This is a genomic window from Streptomyces sp. NPDC059398 (assembly GCF_042751845.1).
GTDB lineage: Bacteria > Actinomycetota > Actinomycetes > Streptomycetales > Streptomycetaceae > Streptomyces.
Genome location: NZ_JBHYWP010000061.1, coordinates 17653 through 33408 on the forward strand (window position 1 = coordinate 17653; position 15756 = coordinate 33408).

The following is a 15756-nucleotide window of genomic DNA, read 5'->3' on the forward strand; positions in this document are numbered from 1 at the left end:
GGGCCCGGCGTCGGAGCTGCCCCGGGCTCAACCCGGTTGGGCCCACCAGGCCAGGCCCGACCGAGCCGCGTCCACCTCAGTCAGCCGTGCGCAACTCGGTCGCGTCCAACTCACCGTCCGCGTACTGCTTCCTGAGCACCTTCTTGTCGAACTTCCCGACCGACGTCTTCGGCACCGACGGCACGACGGCCCATCGTTCCGGCAGCTGCCACTTGGCGACGGACCGGGCGAGGAAGGCCCTGAGCTCCTCGTACCCGACGCTTTCACCCTCCTTCAGCACCACCGTCGCGAGCGGCCGTTCGCCCCACTTCTCGTCGGGGACGGCGACCACCGCGGCCTCGGCCACGGCGGGATGGGCCATGATCGCGTTCTCCAGGTCGACGCTCGAAATCCACTCCCCGCCGGACTTGATGACGTCCTTCGCACGGTCGGTGAGCGTCAGATAGCCGTCCGGGCTGATGACCCCGACATCGCCGGTCTTCAGCCAGCCGTCGGCGCTGAACTTGTCGGCCGGCCGGAAGTTCTCGCCGCCCGCGCCGCCGTAGTACGCCCCGGCGATCCACGGCCCCCGTACCTCCAGCTCACCGGCCGATTCACCGTCCCACGGCAGGATGCCGCCACCGGGCCCGGCGAGCCGTGCCTCGATACCCACGGGGAAGCGGCCCTGGGTGACGCGGTACGGCCACTCCTCCTCCGGGGTCAGACCGGCGGGCGGGTTGGACGTCGTCCCCAGCGGTGAGGTCTCCGTCATGCCCCAGGCGTGGCAGAGCCGGACGCCCAGCTTGTCGTACGCCTCCATCAGCGCGGGCGGACAGGCGGCGCCGCCGATGGTGACCCGCGCCATCGAGCTCAGATCACGCGGATGGGCGGTCACCTCGGCCAGCAGCCCCTGCCAGATCGTGGGCACGGCCGCCGCGTGCGTCGGTTTCTCCTGCTCGATCATCTCGGCGAGCGGCTCGGGCTGGAGAAAACGGTCGGGCATCAGCATGTTGATGCCCGACATGAAGGTCGCGTGCGGCAGACCCCAGGCGTTGACATGAAACTGCGGCACGACCACGAGCGTCGTGTCCTGGTCCGTGAGCCCCATCGACTGGGCCGAGTTGACCTGCATGGAGTGCAGGTAGATCGAACGGTGGGAGTAGACGACGCCCTTGGGCTCGCCCGTGGTGCCCGAGGTGTAGCAGAGGGCTGCGGCCTGCCGTTCGTCGATCTCGGGCCAGTCGAACTTCGTCGGGCGGCCCGCGATCAGTTCCTCGTACTCATGGACGGTCGCCGTGGCCCCGGCGAGCAGTGAGCGGTCTCCCGGGCCGCTCACCACCACGTGCTCGACGGTCGGCAGGTCCGGCAGCAGGGGCGTGAGCAGCGGCAGCAGGGAGCCGTTGACGATGATCACGCGGTCGGCCGCGTGGTTGACGATCCAGGTCAGCTGCTCGGCGGGGAGCCGGATATTGAGGGTGTGCAGAACGGCGCCCATGGAGGGAACGGCGAAGTACGCCTCCACATGCTCCGCGTTGTTCCACATGAGCGTTGCCACCCGCTGGTCGCCTTCGACCCCCAGCTCGTCCCGGAGGGCGTTGGCGAGTTGTACGGCGCGCCCGCCGGTCTCGGCGAAGGAACGGCGCTGCGGTGTTGCGGCATCGCCGGTCCAGGTGGTGATCTGGGAGGCGCCGTGTACCAGCGTTCCGTGGACGAGGATGCGGGTCACTGTCAGCGGTACGTCCTGCATCGTGCTCAGCACGGCGTCCTCCTGGGGAGCAGCGTTGCCTACGCATGGGTAATGTGTCGCAATTCTGCGCACATACCAGCTGGTATGTCACTACCCGCCCTCAGGAAATCCACCGCTCTCCCGCCGCTCCGGCCCGCTGTCCGCTCTCACCACCCGCTCCGGCTCAGCACCCGTCGGCTCAGCACCCCGTCGGCTCAGCACAAGCCCAGGCTCCCGCCCTGGCCCCGCCCCGGTCCCGCCCCGGGCGGGCTCAGCGTGCGGGGGAGAGCTCCGGGTCCTCACGGAGCTTGCCGAGCGCACGGGACACCGCGCTCTTGACCGTACCGATCGAGACCCCGAGCACCTCGGCGGTCTGCTGCTCGCTGAGGTCCTCGTAGTAGCGGAGCACCAGCATGGCCCGCTGCCGGTCGGGCAGCTTCATCACCGCGTGCCACATCGCGTCGCGCAGTGCCTGCTGCTCGGCCGCGTCGGGCTCCGGCGCGGCCTCCGGCTCGGGAAGGTCCTCGCAGGCGAACTCGTCGACCTTGCGCTTGCGCCACTGCGACGTACGGGTGTTCACCAGCGCCCGCCGGACATACCCGTCCAGCGCACGATGGTCCTCGATCCGCTCCCACGCGACATAGGTCTTGGTCAGCGCGGTCTGGAGCAGATCCTCGGCATCACTCGGATTGGCGGTCAGAGAACGGGCTGTACGCAGCAGAACGGGCCCCCGGGCACGCATATAGGTGGCGAACGACGAGTACGGCGTCGCTGCCTTCGCTGCGCTGGTACAGACTGGCGTGGTCATAGCTCCACGCTAGGAGCCGAAGCCCCTGAGCAGATCGCCCACAGGTGCCGAAGGCGGGTCCCCCTCAGGTTGTAGGAGTGGTGGTAGCCCCACCTCCTGAAGGTGGAGGACGGCCCTCCCCTCATCGGGGTTCCCGTGATGGACCGGTACGGATTCCGGGGAGGGCGTGGGGGCGAGCGAGGGCGGCCGCGGCCGCCGGGTCAGCAAGGCTCGCTGGGTCGGTTTGCCGCAGGGGGCCGGGGCCCACCAGGTCCGGTCCTGTCCGGGCTAGTCGGCGATGCGGGCCACCGGGGCGTCGACCCGGTTCCGGTCGATCGTGAGTTCCTGGCCTCCGTGCTCCTCCTTCACCTCACCCGCGTACTGGTGGATCCGCTGATGCGGCGACCAGTCCTCGCTCCGCAACGACGGCTCCTCCGCCACCGACGGTTCGCCGTTCCAGCGGGCGAACCACATCACCGAGGGCAGGTCCGACGTACCCGCCCTGCGTTCCGCACCCAGCTGCGCCACTCCGGAATCCGCGCTGCTGTAGAAGCCGGCGACATAACCGAGCCGCTCCACCTCCCGGTCCCAGGAACGGATGAACGAGAGGGTGGTGGCCGCGCAGTCGCGGTCGCCCTGGTCGTACGCCTCCATGTCCAGGTAGAGCGGTGACCCTTTCACCATCCCGAGCGCCCCGGCCTGCTCGACCGCGTCGCGGGCCTCTTCGGCTCCCTGGCCGGCGGGATCCGAACCGATGGCGACCTTCCGTTTACTGTCGGCCGCCACACAGGGCGACTGCGAGCCGACGAACACCGGCAGCACCTTCCAGCCCATCCCGTACACGCTCGACACCCAGTCCCTGGTGAGCTCGGGCTGGTTCGGACAGCCCCGGCCGCGGCCTCCGTAGTAGACGCCGATGCTCCGGTACCGGGAGGACTTCCAGGCGCGCATCGTCGCGAGAGACGGTGTGACGCAGGTGTCGAACCCGTAGCCGTCGAACCGGTCGGGCCCGGCAGCGGCGGCAGACGCGGAAGAGGCTGCGTCCCTGTCCCCGGCACCCGGCTCACCGGCCGCTGTCTCTCCGGTCGACGGCTCCCTGGTCAACGGCTCCCCGGCCTGCGGCTCACTGGCCTGCCGCTCGTCGGCCCGCGGCTCTCGGGTGCCGAGCACCGGGTCTCCCAGGGTGTCGGTCTCGGCGGCTGCCCCCGTACCGGGCTGCCCGCCCGGCTGGGCACCGCCTGCTGCGTCGGCCGCCGCACCCGCCGGTACGCCTGGCAGGGAAGAGGTGACGGCCGGTGCGGCATCCGCGGTAGGGGCTGTGAGAGCCATGACGACGGCTGCGCCGAGAAGATGGGACAAGAACATCTTTTGTCGTTGCATAGGGCGCAGTGAACGGCCCGCCTCCCCGGACCGCCCAACGTCCACGCCGCAGTGTCAGCCGTCCGTGCCGAGGATGAGCCCGGATGTGGGTACGCCGGTCCCCGCGGTGACAAGCGTGGTGGCCGCACCGGATATCTGGTTCACCGAAGTGCCGCGCACCTGCCGCACCGCTTCCGCTATGCCGTTCATGCCGTGCAGATACGCCTCCCCCAGCTGACCACCGTGGGTGTTCAGCGCAAGCGCCTCCTCCGCGACGAAGGCCCCCGCCTCACCCGGCTTGCAGAAGCCGAACTCCTCCAGCTGCATCAGTACGAACGGGGTGAAGTGGTCGTAGAGGATGCCCACGTCGATGTCGGAGGGCCGCAGCCCGGAGGTCTGCCAGAGCTGTCGGGCCACCACACTCATCTCGGGCAGCCCGCTCAGATCGTCCCGGTAGAAACTGGTCATCTGCTCCTGTGCCCGGCCCGCCCCCTGCGCCGCAGCTACGATCACCGCCGGCGGACGGCGCAGATCACGGGCCCGCTCGGCGCTGGTGACGACGATCGCCTGCCCGCCGTCGGTCTCCTGACAGCAGTCCAGCAGCCGCAACGGCTCCACGATCCACCTTGAGGCGGCGTGATCGGCGAGGGTGATCGGCTTCTCGTAGAAGTACGCCGCCGGGTTGCGCGCCGCATACCGGCGGTCGGTCACCGCGACGTGGCCGAACACATCGGGTGCGAGGCCGTACGTGTGCAGATACCGCTGGGCGGCCATCGCCACCCAGGAGGCGGGTGTGAGCAGACCGAACGGCAACGCCCAGCCGAGTGCGGCGCCCTCGGCCGACGGCTCCCGGTGCTGGACGCCCGAACCGAATCGCCGCCCGGAGCGCTCATTGAACGCCCGATAGCAGACGACCACGTCCGCCACTCCGGCGGCGACAGCGAGCGCGGCTTGCTGCACAGTGGCGCAGGCGGCGCCACCTCCGTAGTGGATGCGGGAGAAGAAGGACAGCTCCCCGATACCGGCGGCCTGGGCGACCGTGATCTCGGGGCTGGTGTCCATGGTGAAGGTGACCAGACCGTCCACGTCGGCGGGGGTGAGGCCCGCGTCGTCGAGGGCAGAGTGGACGGCTTCCACGGCCAGCTTGAGTTCGCTGCGCCCGGAGTCCTTGGAGAACTCGGTCGCCCCGATCCCGGCGATGGCGGCCTTACCGCCGAGTGAGTCACGCCTGTTCCTGCTCACGCGGCCACCCCACTCCCGGGGTGCGCCCCGCCGCCGGTACCGGAGGAGCCGGTGCTGGAGCCGGCGACGGTGCTGGAGCCGGTGCCGGTATCGGTATCGGATCCGCGGCAGGAGCCGGAGCGAATGTTCACTTCACCGGCTTCGTCCGCGCCCGCGGTCGCCTCCCCGCTCCGGGCGGTGACCGTCACACGGCCCGTGACATGGCGGCCCAACCCGTTGGCGCCGGTGATCCGGACCTCCGTGTCGTCCCCCTCGACCGCCGTGACCGTACCCGTCAACACCATGGTGTCCCACGGGTAGTTGGGCGCCCCAAGACGGATCGCGACCTTCCGCAGCCTGTATCCGGGGCCGAATCGATCGGTGATGTATCTGCCGACCAGCCCATTGGTGGTGAGGATGTTCATGAAGATGTCCGGGGAGCCCTTCTCCTTGGCAGCCTCCGCGTCGTGGTGCACGTCCTGGAAATCGCGGGAGGCGACGGCGCCCGCGACGATGAGCGTGCGGGTGATCGGGATCTCCAGCGGCGCCAGTTCATCGCCGACTCTCATACCGGCTCCTCCCTCTCTGCGGTTCCCGCCGTATCTCCATCCACGAGCAACACCCCCAGCTGGTCCAGCACTTCGCTGCCACAGCCCAGATACGCGTCGAGCTGCCGCCCCCAGAGAAAGTGCCGGTGCACGGGGTGTTCCAGATCGGAACCCAGCCCGCCGTGCAGATGCTGGCCCGTGTGCACAACCCGCTTGCCGGCCTCCGATGCCCACCAGGCGGCGGTGAGGGCATGGGCCGCGAACGGCAGCCCCTCGTCGTGCCGCCAGGCAGCCTCGTACGCCGTGACCCGTATCGCCTCGGTGTCCATATACGCGTCCGCGGCCCGCAGTTGCACCCCCTGGTTCGTGGAGAGCGGCCGTCCGAACTGCTCCCGCTCCGAGGTGTACGACACGGCACGTGCGAGCGAACCCGCGCACACTCCGGCCTGGAGCCCCGCGAACGCGACCCGCGCCACGGCCAGCACCTGCTGGTACGCGCCCGGACCACCCAGCGCCTCGGCCGGTGTCCCGGAGAGGACCAGCCGCCCTCCCGACCAGGGCGCGGTGCTCTCCACCGGCTCCGTCCGCGCGTCCGCCACCCGCACCAGCCAGAGCCCGAGGTCCTCGTCGGCCACCAGCACCAGAGTGGCGTCCCGCAGCCATGGCACGAACGGCACCGTCCCACTCAGCCTGCCGGAGGCGTCCGCCCGTACACCTCCTCGCGCGGGGAGCGCACCCGTCGCCACCGCTGTCCCCTCCCGCAGCGCCGGCAGCAGTCTCCCGCGCTGCTCGTCCGTGCCGTGGGCGGCCACCGCCAGCAGCCCGTAGACACAGGTCACGGTGAAGGGGACCTGTGCCGTGGCCCGGCCCTGCTCCTCCAGGAGCAGCACCAGACCGAGCAGCCCCGTCTCCTCGGCCGCCCCCACCAGCCCCGCCGCCACCAGCGTCTTCCACAGCTCGGCATCTGTCCCCGTGCCCGCCGCGGTCAGCCGCTGGTGCGTGGAGAGGTCCCCGAAGATCCGGGCGGCCAGGTCGCGCGCCGCTTCCTGCTCCTCCGTCGGTGTGAAGTCCATCTCAGCCCCCGCCTCCCCTGAACACCGGCAGCTCCCATTCCTCGTCCACGCGCAGGAATTCGAGGCTCACGGGCATACCGACCCGCACCTCGTCGTACGGCACCCCGGTCACGTTGCTCACCATGCGCACCCCCTCGGCCAGCTCGATCAGGCCCACCGCGTAGGGCGGGTCGAAGGCCGGAAAGGGCGGATGGTGCATGACCACGTACGAATAGACCGTCCCGGCACCGCTCGCCGCGACCGTGTCCCACTCGGGCGAGCCGCACGCATTGCAGCCCGGCAGCCAGGGGAAGCGCAGCGCCGAACAGGACACACACCGCTGGATCAGCAGCTCATGCCGGGCCACCCCCTCCCAGAACCCGGCATTGTCCCGGTTGATCACCGGTCGCGGCCGCCGCGCCCCCGGACCACGGCCCCCGGCCCCCGGCGCTCCCGCCGCCGGAGCCGGTGGCTTCGTCCTCGCCCCGGGTGCGTACTTGAGGATCCGGAAGCGGTGCGTCCCCGCCAGCTCGCCATCGCCCCGGACATCCATCCGCGTGGTGACGAAATATCCGGTCCCCAGGGCAGTCTTCTTGCGCTCGGACACCGACTCGATGACCGCGTCGAAGGTGATCCGGTCGCCGGGCCGCAGATCCCGCAGATACTCCTGTTCGCAGTCGGTCGCGACGACCGCCGTGCATCCCGCTCCGTCCAGCAGCGCGAACAACTCGTCATAGGCAGTGGTCCTGCCCGTGTGCCCCGACAGCCCGCCCATCGTCCAGGCCTGGAGCATGGTGGGTGGCGCTACAGCCGGATAGGCCGGGTTCGCGTCTCCCATCGCCTCGCACCAGTGCCTGATCATCGGCTCGTTGACGGTGTCCTTGCCCACCCCGGAAGTCGCGGCGGGCCGCCCTTCGTACGCCTTCAGCTGCTCGTACAGCGGGTCCCCTCCGTTCACCGACCCGCCGCTCGCCGAGCCGCCGTTCGCCGACCCGTCACTCCCAGCCCCTCCGCCCACCGACCCGTCACTCCCAGCCGCCCCGCTTGCCGCCCCACCGCTCACCCCGCCGTTTCTCACAGCACCGGCGCTCGCCGCCCCGCCGCCGCTCCCGTCGACGTCTGTCACCGCCTCATTCCCCACCACCTCACCGCTCACCTCTTCCGGCTCCTCATCCCGAGTCGCATCGTCGCGACGATCTCCCGCTGCACCTCGCTCACCCCGCCCCCGAAGGTGTTGATCTGCGCCGCCCTGTTCATCCGCTCCAGCTCCCCGCCCCCGAAGGCCCCCGGAGACCCCGCCCGGATGAGCGCTGTTTCACCCGCAATTTCCTGACACATTCGATACACCTCTACGGCGCATTCGGTTCCCAGAAACTTGACCCCACTTGCGTCACCCGGTGCGAGAGCCCCGGCCCCCACGTCCCCGACCAGCCGCCAGTTGAGCAATCTGACGGCCGCGAGCCGGGCGTGCACCTCCGCGAGCCGCGCTCTGACCCACGCCTGGTCGGCCGGCCGTGCGCCGGTGTACGGGTCGCGTGTGCGGGCGTACGCCAGGACATCGGCGTAGCAGTCCTCCGCCTGCATACCGATCGCTGCCAGCGCCACCCGCTCGTGGTTGAGCTGGTTGGTGATCAGCTTCCAGCCGGCGTTCTCGGCGCTGACCAGATGACCCACGGGCACCCGGATCCCGTCGTAGTACGTGGCGGTCGTGGTCTGCCCGCCCACCGTCTCGATCGGGGTCCACGAGAAGCCGGGGGCGTCGGTGGGGACCAGGATGATCGAGATCCCGCGGTGCTTGGGCGCCTCGGGGTCGGTCCGGCAGGCGAGCCAGATCCAGTCCGCGTTCTGGGCGTTGGACGTGAAGACCTTCTGTCCGTCGATCACCCACGTATCGCCGTCGCGCACCGCGCGTGTGCGCAGCGAGGCGAGATCGGTACCGGCCGACGGCTCGCTGTACCCGATGGCGAAGACGATTTCGCCGGAGAGGATGCGCGGCAGAAAGTAGTCCTTCTGTGCCTGCGTCCCGTACTTCATCAGCGTCGGCCCGACGGTGTTCAGCGTGACCATCGAGACGGGTGCGCCCGCCCGGTACGCCTCGTCGAAGAAGACGAACTGCTCGTCGGGGCCCCGCCCCTTGCCGCCGTACTCGACGGGCCAGCCGAGTCCCAGCATTCCGTCCGCGCCGATGCGCCGCAGCAGCGCCCGCTGTTCCTCGGGGCGTGCGCCGGAGCCCGTAGGGGAGCCACCGCCTGGTCCGGGAGCGCGTTCACCTGGGGGGCCGGGAGCGAATCCACCGCTGGGCCACGGGCCGGAGTCGGCGCCGGGACCACCGCCGGGCACTGGCTCCCGGCGCATCAGATCGGCGAAATAGGAGCGGAGTTCGGCACGGAGTTCCAACTGCCTCTCCGTCGGGGCGAGGTGCACGTCGGCGGCCTCCCTGGCTTCCGGATCAGGGCTTCTGACTGTCCGTCAGATACACGTCCAGTGTCAAGACCGGAACCCGGCCGCAACTTCCGCCGCAGCACGCAGAAAACCGTCCGGGCGGCGATGCCTCAGCACCGTCGCCCGGACAGTCATTCACCCCGTGCAGTACTCGTGCGGTCCCCGCACGCCCCCCACACCCCCGACCCCCATCGGGCCGGTCCTCACCAGAGCCGGGTGAAGTTCACCGTGTAGTGGGCCTGGTCGATCGAGGTGAAGGCCGAACCGTTCACACTCGCCGTGCTGTTCTGGTTCGACGCTCCGGAGCCGGTGGCGACCTGCTGCGTGGTGGTCGAGTTGCCGTTGTTGTTGTGCCCGACGCCGCTGCCGACGACCCCGGCCACACTGGCGTTGGATCCGCTGCCCGCGACGGCGCCGTTGTCCGCGGTCGCCACACCGGTGAAGAGGGCCGCTGCCAGCGGCAGGGCTGCGACGGCGGCAAGGACGCGAACGGTACGGATGTGTGCCATGTCATTTCCTCCAGGAACCAGAAGTGCGGCTGATTCCGGGGTGGTTGGCCGACCGCCCCGGTGAGTGGTTCACGACTGTCGCGAGATCAGAGTTGCCCACGGGACCCCCACCGAACCAGCCTGGAAGACCTGATTCCCTCGCAAGCATGACCTTAAGTCGATAAACCCCCCTCACGTCACGAACCTGATCCACGACGGGCCCCAGGCGACAGAACCCGGGCACCCCAGGAGGTGAAGCGTTCCTGCATCACGCCAAGGAAGGGCGCGAACCGGCCTTGCGCCCCACTTTCCGTATTCGAACGCATGCGCGATGATGAACGTATGGCCGCCATTGACAGGCACTCCGCCACCCTGGCCCTCGCCCATGCGCTCTCCGCCGCCGAGCTCGGGCTCCCCGTCATCCCCCTGACCCGCACCAAGCTCCCGGCGATCCCCTCGCCGCACCACGGGGAGGCGGGCCCGGTCCGCTGCCGCGGCGCCTGCGGCCGTACGGGACACGGCGTCCACGACGCGACGGCCGACCCCGCAGCCGTGCGCGCACTGTTCGCCGCCGCCCCCTGGGCCACCGGCTACGGCATCGCCTGCGGCCGGCCGCCGCACCATCTGATCGGCATCGACCTCGACACCAAGGCGGAGACCGACTCCACGGCCGCTCTGCGACGCCTCGCACTCACGCATCTGTTCAAGATCCCGGAAACCGTCACCGTGCTCACGCCGAGCGGCGGCAGCCATCTCTGGCTGACCGGACCACCCGACAGGATCGTCCCCAACTCGGCGAGCCGGCTCGCTCCCGGTATCGACATCCGGGGCGCCGGTGGCTACCTCGTGGGGCCCGGCTCACTCACGGCCCACGGTGTCTACCGCCTCGCGCCCGGCACGGCACATCTCGCGCCCGCGCCCTGTCCTCGTGCTCTGCTCCGTCTGCTCACGCCTCCCGCGCGTTCCCCGCACTCCACCGGCCGGCCCGCTCAGGGCCAGGGCCTGGTGCACTTCGTACTCGCCGCCCATGAGGGTCAGCGCAACACCCGTCTGTTCTGGGCCGCCTGCCGCGCCTATGAGAACGGTCTCGGCGACCAACTCGCCGACCGGCTCACCGCCGCGGCTGTCCGTACCGGACTCACCGAGCATGAGGCCCGTGCCACCATCGCCTCGGCAGCCCGCCTGGCGATGCCCACACTGTGATCGCTTCTGTGGTCGCTGTGATCGGTGCGGCCTGTGTGGCCTGTGTGGCCTGTGCGATCGAAGGGATCGGTACGACCTGTGCGGTCGGAGTGATCGGTTCGACCTCGTTGATCGGTGCGACGTCTTTGATCGGTGGGGCAGCCTCTTTGATCGGTGGGGCCTGTGTGATCGGCGTGACCTGTTCGATCCGTAGGGCCTGCTCTGTGCGGCCTACCTGATCCCTGCGGCCTACCTGATCCCTGCGGTCTGCTCGATCCCCGCGGTCTGCTCGATCCCCGCGGTCTGCTTGATCCGGGCAACCTGCCCGATCCGTGCAGCTCCTGCGCCCCGTGCAACCCCGGTCGCACGATCAGGCCGGCTGGAGTACCGCTTCGCCGACCGCGGCGTCCGTGATCGCGTCGTCCGACGAGGTGTCGGTGTCGAGCGGGAGGTGCCGCGTGCTGGGCGTGGACCCGTGGGCCTCGGCGCGGATGCGCTGCTTGATGGTGGGCGGCAGCGCACGGTCCTTGGGCAGCGCCCACCAGGCGACCTGCGCCGGTTCGACGTCGACCGGCTTCCGCTCGGCGGAGGCCGGTGCTGGTGCTGGTGCCGGCACCGCAGCCTCCGGAGCAGTTCGCACGGCGGGAATGCCCGTCGTACGGACAGCGCGCCCCGCCAGATCAGCGGGGGCCGGGGCGGCCGCACCGGCGGGGACAGTGGTGGCGCGAGCCGAGGTGGAGAATCCGAGCATCGCGACGAGCGCGAAGAACGCGCTGGTGAAGGCGGCCCACGCCTTCTTGGCCTGGCTGGTCATGACAGCCCCTCATTTCTGTGCTTTACAGCGGTTTTTACGGTGGGACGTTCTACGTACTTTTCACATGATGCGGATGTGGTTCGGACAGACAGGGACCAACGCACAGATAGTGGCGTTCTTCCGATCAACACCACCCGGTTGGCCCCTCCCGGCTGGGCGGATTTCCGAAGCCGGGTTCCGATGGGACGTCAGGTAAGCGCGCGTCAGGCAGAGGAGCGTCATGTCCCAGGCAACGGAACCAGGCCCCCGGAAGCGCCGCCTGCTCCCCCGCAGAAAGGCCACCCGGGCGGTGCTGGCGGCCCTTCTGGTCTGCGTCGGAGCCCTCGGCTGGTCGGTCAGCGGGGCCCTGACCTACCCGGGCGACGACAGCACGGCAGCGCGGCTGGCGGGCTGGGCCCGCGAGCACTCACTCGGCGTCGTGGTCGACAAGCTGGAGAACATCAGGTACGACCTCGACCCCCCGAAGGTCGGCGGCGCACTGTCGGCCGACGCCCAGGCCCGGATGAACCAGACCGCCGCCGCGCAGGCACCCCCGCACGGCGTCCACCCCGAGGTACCGCTGCGCGCCCCGATGCGCCCGCTCGTAGCACCGGCGCTCAAGGGCGAGGGCGTCTACCGCACGCTCGTCAACGACAGCAAGGGGCGGCCGGTCGTGCAGGGGACGTACGTGCGCCCCGACGCCCAGCACACCTCGTACGAAGCGGCCGTGGCCTGGATCAGCGCCAAGAACGCCCGCTTCCGGCTCCACCCGGGCGTACGGGAACCCGGCGGCACCTTCTCGGTCCCGCCCAACATCCCCAGGGGGCAGCGCACCGGGCTCATCGCCACCTGGAACGGCGGCTTCAAGGTCACCGACGGTGGCTCCCACGGCGGCTTCTACCTGAATGGACGTACCGCCGGATCCCTCCGCGACGGTGCCGCATCCGAGGTCTTCTACCGCGACGGCTCGTTCAAGCTCGGCGTCTGGGGCCGTGACGTGCGGATGACACCGGACGTCGTCGGCGTACGCCAGTGTCTGGAGCTGATGGTCGACGGCGGGAAGGTGGTCCCGGACATCGACAGCGACTCCAAGTGGGGCGCCACCGACCAGAGCAGGATGTTCGTGGAACGCTCAGGCGTGGGTGTCACCGCCAAGGGCGACATCGTCATGGTGGTCGGCCAGGCGCTCACGGCCCACACACTCGCGGACCTGATGCAGCGCGCCGGAGCCGTACGGGCCATGCCGCTGGACATGAACCGGGCCTGGCCGTCCTTCATGAGCTACGACGGCAAGGCCGACCCGGCCAATCCGAAGCCGACGAACATCCTCGACTTCGAGAACCCGCCGGAGCGCTACTACAACCAGGCGACGCGGGATTTCGTGGCGGTGTACGCACGCTGAGGTCGTGTGTGCCGGTAAAGGTATGCGCCCGCTCGAAGTGGAAGGGGCGCCCCCGCGAACGGGGACGCCCCTTCTCTACTGTCCGTACTCGGACCTGCAAGCGGTGGGTGTGGGATTTGAACCCACGGTGACTCTCGCCACGACGGTTTTCAAGACCGTTCCCTTAGGCCGCTCGGGCAACCCACCCCGCGCCACCCCGTCGGGGTGATGCGGGAAACAGACTAGCGCGTCAGCTGTCGCCCTTGCGCTGGCCCAGGGTGACCTCGACCGTGTGCTCCTTGCCGTCGCGCTTGTAGGTGAGCTGGACCTTGTCGCCCGGCTTGTGCGTCCAGATCGTGCCGATCAGGGTCGGGCCGCTGTCGATCGCTGTGTCGTCCAGCTTGGTGATCACGTCGCCGGGCTTGAGGCCGGCCTTGGCCGCCGGGCCGTTGGCCGTCACCGAGGCCGTGCCGCTCGCGCCCTGGTCGGAGATCTTGGCGCCGTTGCCCTGCTCGTCCATGGCGACCGTGGCACCGATCACCGGGTAGACCGGCTGGCCGGTCTTGATCAGCTGCTGGGCGACGTTCTTCGCCTGGCTGATCGGGATGGCGAAGCCCAGGCCGATCGAGCCGGCCTGTGAATCGCCGCCGCCCAGGCTGCCGCTGCTGGCGGACTGGATGGCCGAGTTGATGCCGATGACCGCCCCGCGGTCGTCGAGCAGCGGGCCGCCCGAGTTCCCCGGGTTGATCGAGGCGTCGGTCTGCAGGGCGCTCATGTACGAGGCCTTGCTGCCCGAACCGTCACCGGAGGCGACCGGGCGGTTCTTGGCGCTGATGATGCCGGTCGTCACCGTGTTGGACAGGCCGAACGGCGCACCGATCGCGATGGTCGAGTCGCCGACCGCCACCTGGTCCGAGTTGCCGAGCGCGAGCGGGGTCAGCCCGGAGGGGGCGTTCTTGAGCTTGACGACGGCCACGTCGTAACCCTGCGCACGGCCGACCACCTCGGCGTCGTACTTCTTGCCGTTGGAGAACGTCGCCGTCAGGGTGCCCCCGTCGGCCGCCTCCGCCACCACGTGGTTGTTGGTGAGGATGTGGCCCTGGGTGTCGTAGATGAAGCCGGTACCGGTGCCGCCGTCGCCGTTGCCGCTCTTCGCCTCGATGGTCACCACGCTCGGCAGCGCCTTGGCGGCGATCCCCGCCACGGTGTTGGGGGAGCGCTTGACCTCCTGGCCCTTGCCCGGCGCCGACACGGTCGTCGAGCCCGTCGCGTTGTCGCTGTGCTCCGCGGCGAAGTACCCGATGCCACCGCCGATACCGCCCGCGACCAGCGCCGCCACGACCACCGCCGCGATGAGACCGCCCGCGCGCTTCTTCGGCGGGGCGGGCGGAGGCGGTACGGGCGCACCCCATACGGGGCCGCCGCCCTCTCCGTATCCGCCGTTGCCGCCGCCCCCGTACGAGGGGAGGGAAGGCGGCGGCGGGGGCCAGCCGGCGTCCGCGGCCCGGACGGGCTCGGGCGCGGATGCGGGCACCGGCCCGGGGAGCTGCGCAGTGGCTTCGGTGGCGGAAGCGGGCGTGCCCTCAGGAGCGGCAACCGGCACGGGAGGTGCGGACGGGGCGGGTGGTGCGGTCTCGGCCGACGTGCCCTCGGTGCCCTCGTTCTCGGTGCTCACAGCTCTTTCTCCTCGGTTCCACGTCGTCTCGGTCAGAGTCCCGCTGTGCAAGTGTCTGCGGACAGCTTTTCCCACAGCACGTCGGGGCACTGTAAGCGGGAGCTGTGCATCTTCGTCATCTCAGTGGGTTGTCGTACTCGACTGTTTCACTGGTCTTCTCCCCGCACCCTCTCCGCACATCCTTTATTTCGGATGAGAAGGATGAGAACGACGAGAAGGAGACGAGGAGGACGAGAAGGAGAAGAAACCGCGCCTTCACACACCTGCCCGTACGCTTCCGCGTTCGCCTGCCCCGCCACGGTGGCACCATGACGCGGTGACCCACGTACGACAGCACAGCATCCAGGTCGTCGCCCACCGGGGGGCCTCCGAGGACGTTCCCGAGCACACCCTCGCCGCGTACACGCGCGCCATCGAGGACGGCGCCGATGCCCTCGAATGCGATGTGCGGCTCACCGCCGACGGCCATCTCGTCTGTGTGCACGACCGGCGGGTGAACCGTACGTCCGACGGCCGGGGCGCGGTCTCCGCGCTGGAGCTGTCCGATCTCGCGGCTCTCGACTTCGGGTCCTGGCGGGACTGGAGGGACCGGGAGGAGTCCCCGGACTGGGACCGGGAGAGTACGTCCGTCCTCACCCTGGACCGGCTCCTGGAGCTGGTCGCCGACTCGGGCAGGCGCGTTGAGCTGGCCATCGAGACCAAGCACCCCACCCGGTGGGCGGGCCAGGTGGAGGAGAAGCTGCTCGCTTCGCTGGCCCGTTTCGGCCTGGACTCACCGGGGGCGGGTGAGTCGTCGCCCGTACGGATCATGAGCTTCTCGGCCCGCTCACTGCACCGGATCGCCGCCGCCGCGCCCGCCATTCCCACCGTCTATCTGCTGCAGTTCCTCTCGCCGCGGCTGCGTGACGGCCGGCTGCCCGCCGGTGCCGGGATCGCCGGCCCCGGTATGCGGATCGTGCGGAGCCACCCCGACTACGTCGAGCGGCTGCACCGGACCGGGCACCAGGTGCATGTGTGGACGGTGAACGAGCCCGAGGACGTCGCTCTCTGCGCGGAGCTGGGCGTGGACGCCATCATCACCAACCGCCCCAAGCAGGTACTGTCCCAACTGGGCCGTATCTGA

The 15756-nt window shown here is 70.0% G+C and carries 13 protein-coding genes, 1 tRNA gene and 1 pseudogene; 3 read left to right on the forward strand and 12 right to left on the reverse strand.

Features of this window, described 5'->3' with window-relative positions; all coding sequences use genetic code 11:
- Nucleotides 1–76: 76 nt before the first annotated feature.
- From ACFXBC_RS21360 to ACFXBC_RS21400, 9 genes and pseudogenes are all read right to left on the reverse strand, one after another.
- Entirely contained in the window at nt 77–1738 is a 1662-nt protein-coding gene (locus ACFXBC_RS21360) for a long-chain fatty acid--CoA ligase (RefSeq protein WP_385026528.1), read from the reverse strand.
- 238 nt (nt 1739–1976) lie between these two features.
- Entirely contained in the window at nt 1977–2513 is a 537-nt protein-coding gene (locus ACFXBC_RS21365; RefSeq protein ID WP_385026531.1) for a SigE family RNA polymerase sigma factor, read from the reverse strand.
- A gap of 267 nt (nt 2514–2780) precedes the next feature.
- Complete coding sequence (locus ACFXBC_RS21370) at nt 2781–3821, reverse strand: DUF1906 domain-containing protein (protein ID WP_385026534.1); 1041 nt, start codon at nt 3819–3821, stop codon at nt 2781–2783.
- 105 nt (nt 3822–3926) lie between these two features.
- Complete coding sequence (locus ACFXBC_RS21375; protein ID WP_385026537.1) at nt 3927–5093, reverse strand: lipid-transfer protein; 1167 nt, start codon at nt 5091–5093, stop codon at nt 3927–3929.
- A gap of 164 nt (nt 5094–5257) precedes the next feature.
- A pseudogene (locus ACFXBC_RS21380) lies at nt 5258–5641 on the reverse strand (MaoC family dehydratase); the annotation flags it as partial.
- Nucleotides 5638–6693, reverse strand: coding sequence for an acyl-CoA dehydrogenase family protein (locus ACFXBC_RS21385; protein WP_385026540.1), 1056 nt, complete (start codon nt 6691–6693; stop codon nt 5638–5640). The pseudogene ACFXBC_RS21380 and the gene ACFXBC_RS21385, both read right to left, overlap by 4 nt.
- 1 nt (nt 6694) lies before the next feature.
- Nucleotides 6695–7630, reverse strand: a complete 936-nt coding sequence (locus ACFXBC_RS21390; RefSeq protein WP_385026543.1) for a bifunctional MaoC family dehydratase N-terminal/OB-fold nucleic acid binding domain-containing protein — start codon at nt 7628–7630, stop codon at nt 6695–6697.
- A gap of 194 nt (nt 7631–7824) precedes the next feature.
- Nucleotides 7825–9096 (reverse strand): acyl-CoA dehydrogenase family protein, encoded by a 1272-nt coding sequence (locus tag ACFXBC_RS21395; protein WP_385026546.1) that lies wholly within the window; start codon nt 9094–9096, stop codon nt 7825–7827.
- Nucleotides 9097–9317: 221 nt separating this feature from the next.
- Nucleotides 9318–9623, reverse strand: coding sequence for a hypothetical protein (locus ACFXBC_RS21400; RefSeq protein WP_327296549.1), 306 nt, complete (start codon nt 9621–9623; stop codon nt 9318–9320).
- A 321-nt stretch (nt 9624–9944) separates the two neighbouring features.
- On the opposite strand from ACFXBC_RS21400, the gene ACFXBC_RS21405 reads away from it, so the two are divergent.
- On the forward strand, nt 9945–10805 hold the full coding sequence (locus ACFXBC_RS21405) for a bifunctional DNA primase/polymerase (RefSeq protein WP_385026551.1): 861 nt from the start codon (nt 9945–9947) through the stop codon (nt 10803–10805).
- Nucleotides 10806–11154: 349 nt separating this feature from the next.
- Here the strand turns inward: ACFXBC_RS21405 and ACFXBC_RS21410 are convergent, their stop codons facing one another.
- Nucleotides 11155–11598, reverse strand: a complete 444-nt coding sequence (locus ACFXBC_RS21410; RefSeq protein ID WP_385026554.1) for a DUF6344 domain-containing protein — start codon at nt 11596–11598, stop codon at nt 11155–11157.
- Between the two features lie 220 nt (nt 11599–11818).
- On the opposite strand from ACFXBC_RS21410, the gene ACFXBC_RS21415 reads away from it, so the two are divergent.
- Nucleotides 11819–12979 (forward strand): phosphodiester glycosidase family protein, encoded by a 1161-nt coding sequence (locus ACFXBC_RS21415; RefSeq protein WP_385026557.1) that lies wholly within the window; start codon nt 11819–11821, stop codon nt 12977–12979.
- A 101-nt stretch (nt 12980–13080) separates the two neighbouring features.
- On the opposite strand, the gene ACFXBC_RS21420 is transcribed toward ACFXBC_RS21415, so the two are convergent.
- Together ACFXBC_RS21420 and ACFXBC_RS21425 are read right to left on the reverse strand one after the other, a co-directional pair.
- Nucleotides 13081–13165, reverse strand: a tRNA-Ser gene (locus ACFXBC_RS21420).
- Nucleotides 13166–13208: 43 nt separating this feature from the next.
- Nucleotides 13209–14633 carry a S1C family serine protease gene (locus ACFXBC_RS21425; RefSeq protein WP_385026560.1) on the reverse strand — a complete coding sequence of 475 codons (1425 nt, stop codon included), beginning with the start codon at nt 14631–14633 and terminating at the stop codon, nt 13209–13211.
- 316 nt (nt 14634–14949) lie between these two features.
- On the opposite strand from ACFXBC_RS21425, the gene ACFXBC_RS21430 reads away from it, so the two are divergent.
- Nucleotides 14950–15756, forward strand: a complete 807-nt coding sequence (locus tag ACFXBC_RS21430) for a glycerophosphodiester phosphodiesterase (RefSeq protein ID WP_385026563.1) — start codon at nt 14950–14952, stop codon at nt 15754–15756.

Coding starts and splice junctions, on each gene's coding strand:
- ACFXBC_RS21410 (WP_385026554.1), bottom strand. CDS start 11,598: ATGACCAGCCAGGCCAAGAAGGCGTGGGCCGCCTTCACCAGCGCGTTC.
- ACFXBC_RS21365 (WP_385026531.1), bottom strand. CDS start 2,513: ATGACCACGCCAGTCTGTACCAGCGCAGCGAAGGCAGCGACGCCGTAC.
- ACFXBC_RS21370 (WP_385026534.1), bottom strand. CDS start 3,821: ATGGCTCTCACAGCCCCTACCGCGGATGCCGCACCGGCCGTCACCTCT.
- ACFXBC_RS21400 (WP_327296549.1), bottom strand. CDS start 9,623: ATGGCACACATCCGTACCGTTCGCGTCCTTGCCGCCGTCGCAGCCCTG.
- ACFXBC_RS21405 (WP_385026551.1), top strand. CDS start 9,945: ATGGCCGCCATTGACAGGCACTCCGCCACCCTGGCCCTCGCCCATGCG.
- ACFXBC_RS21415 (WP_385026557.1), top strand. CDS start 11,819: ATGTCCCAGGCAACGGAACCAGGCCCCCGGAAGCGCCGCCTGCTCCCC.
- ACFXBC_RS21385 (WP_385026540.1), bottom strand. CDS start 6,693: ATGGACTTCACACCGACGGAGGAGCAGGAAGCGGCGCGCGACCTGGCC.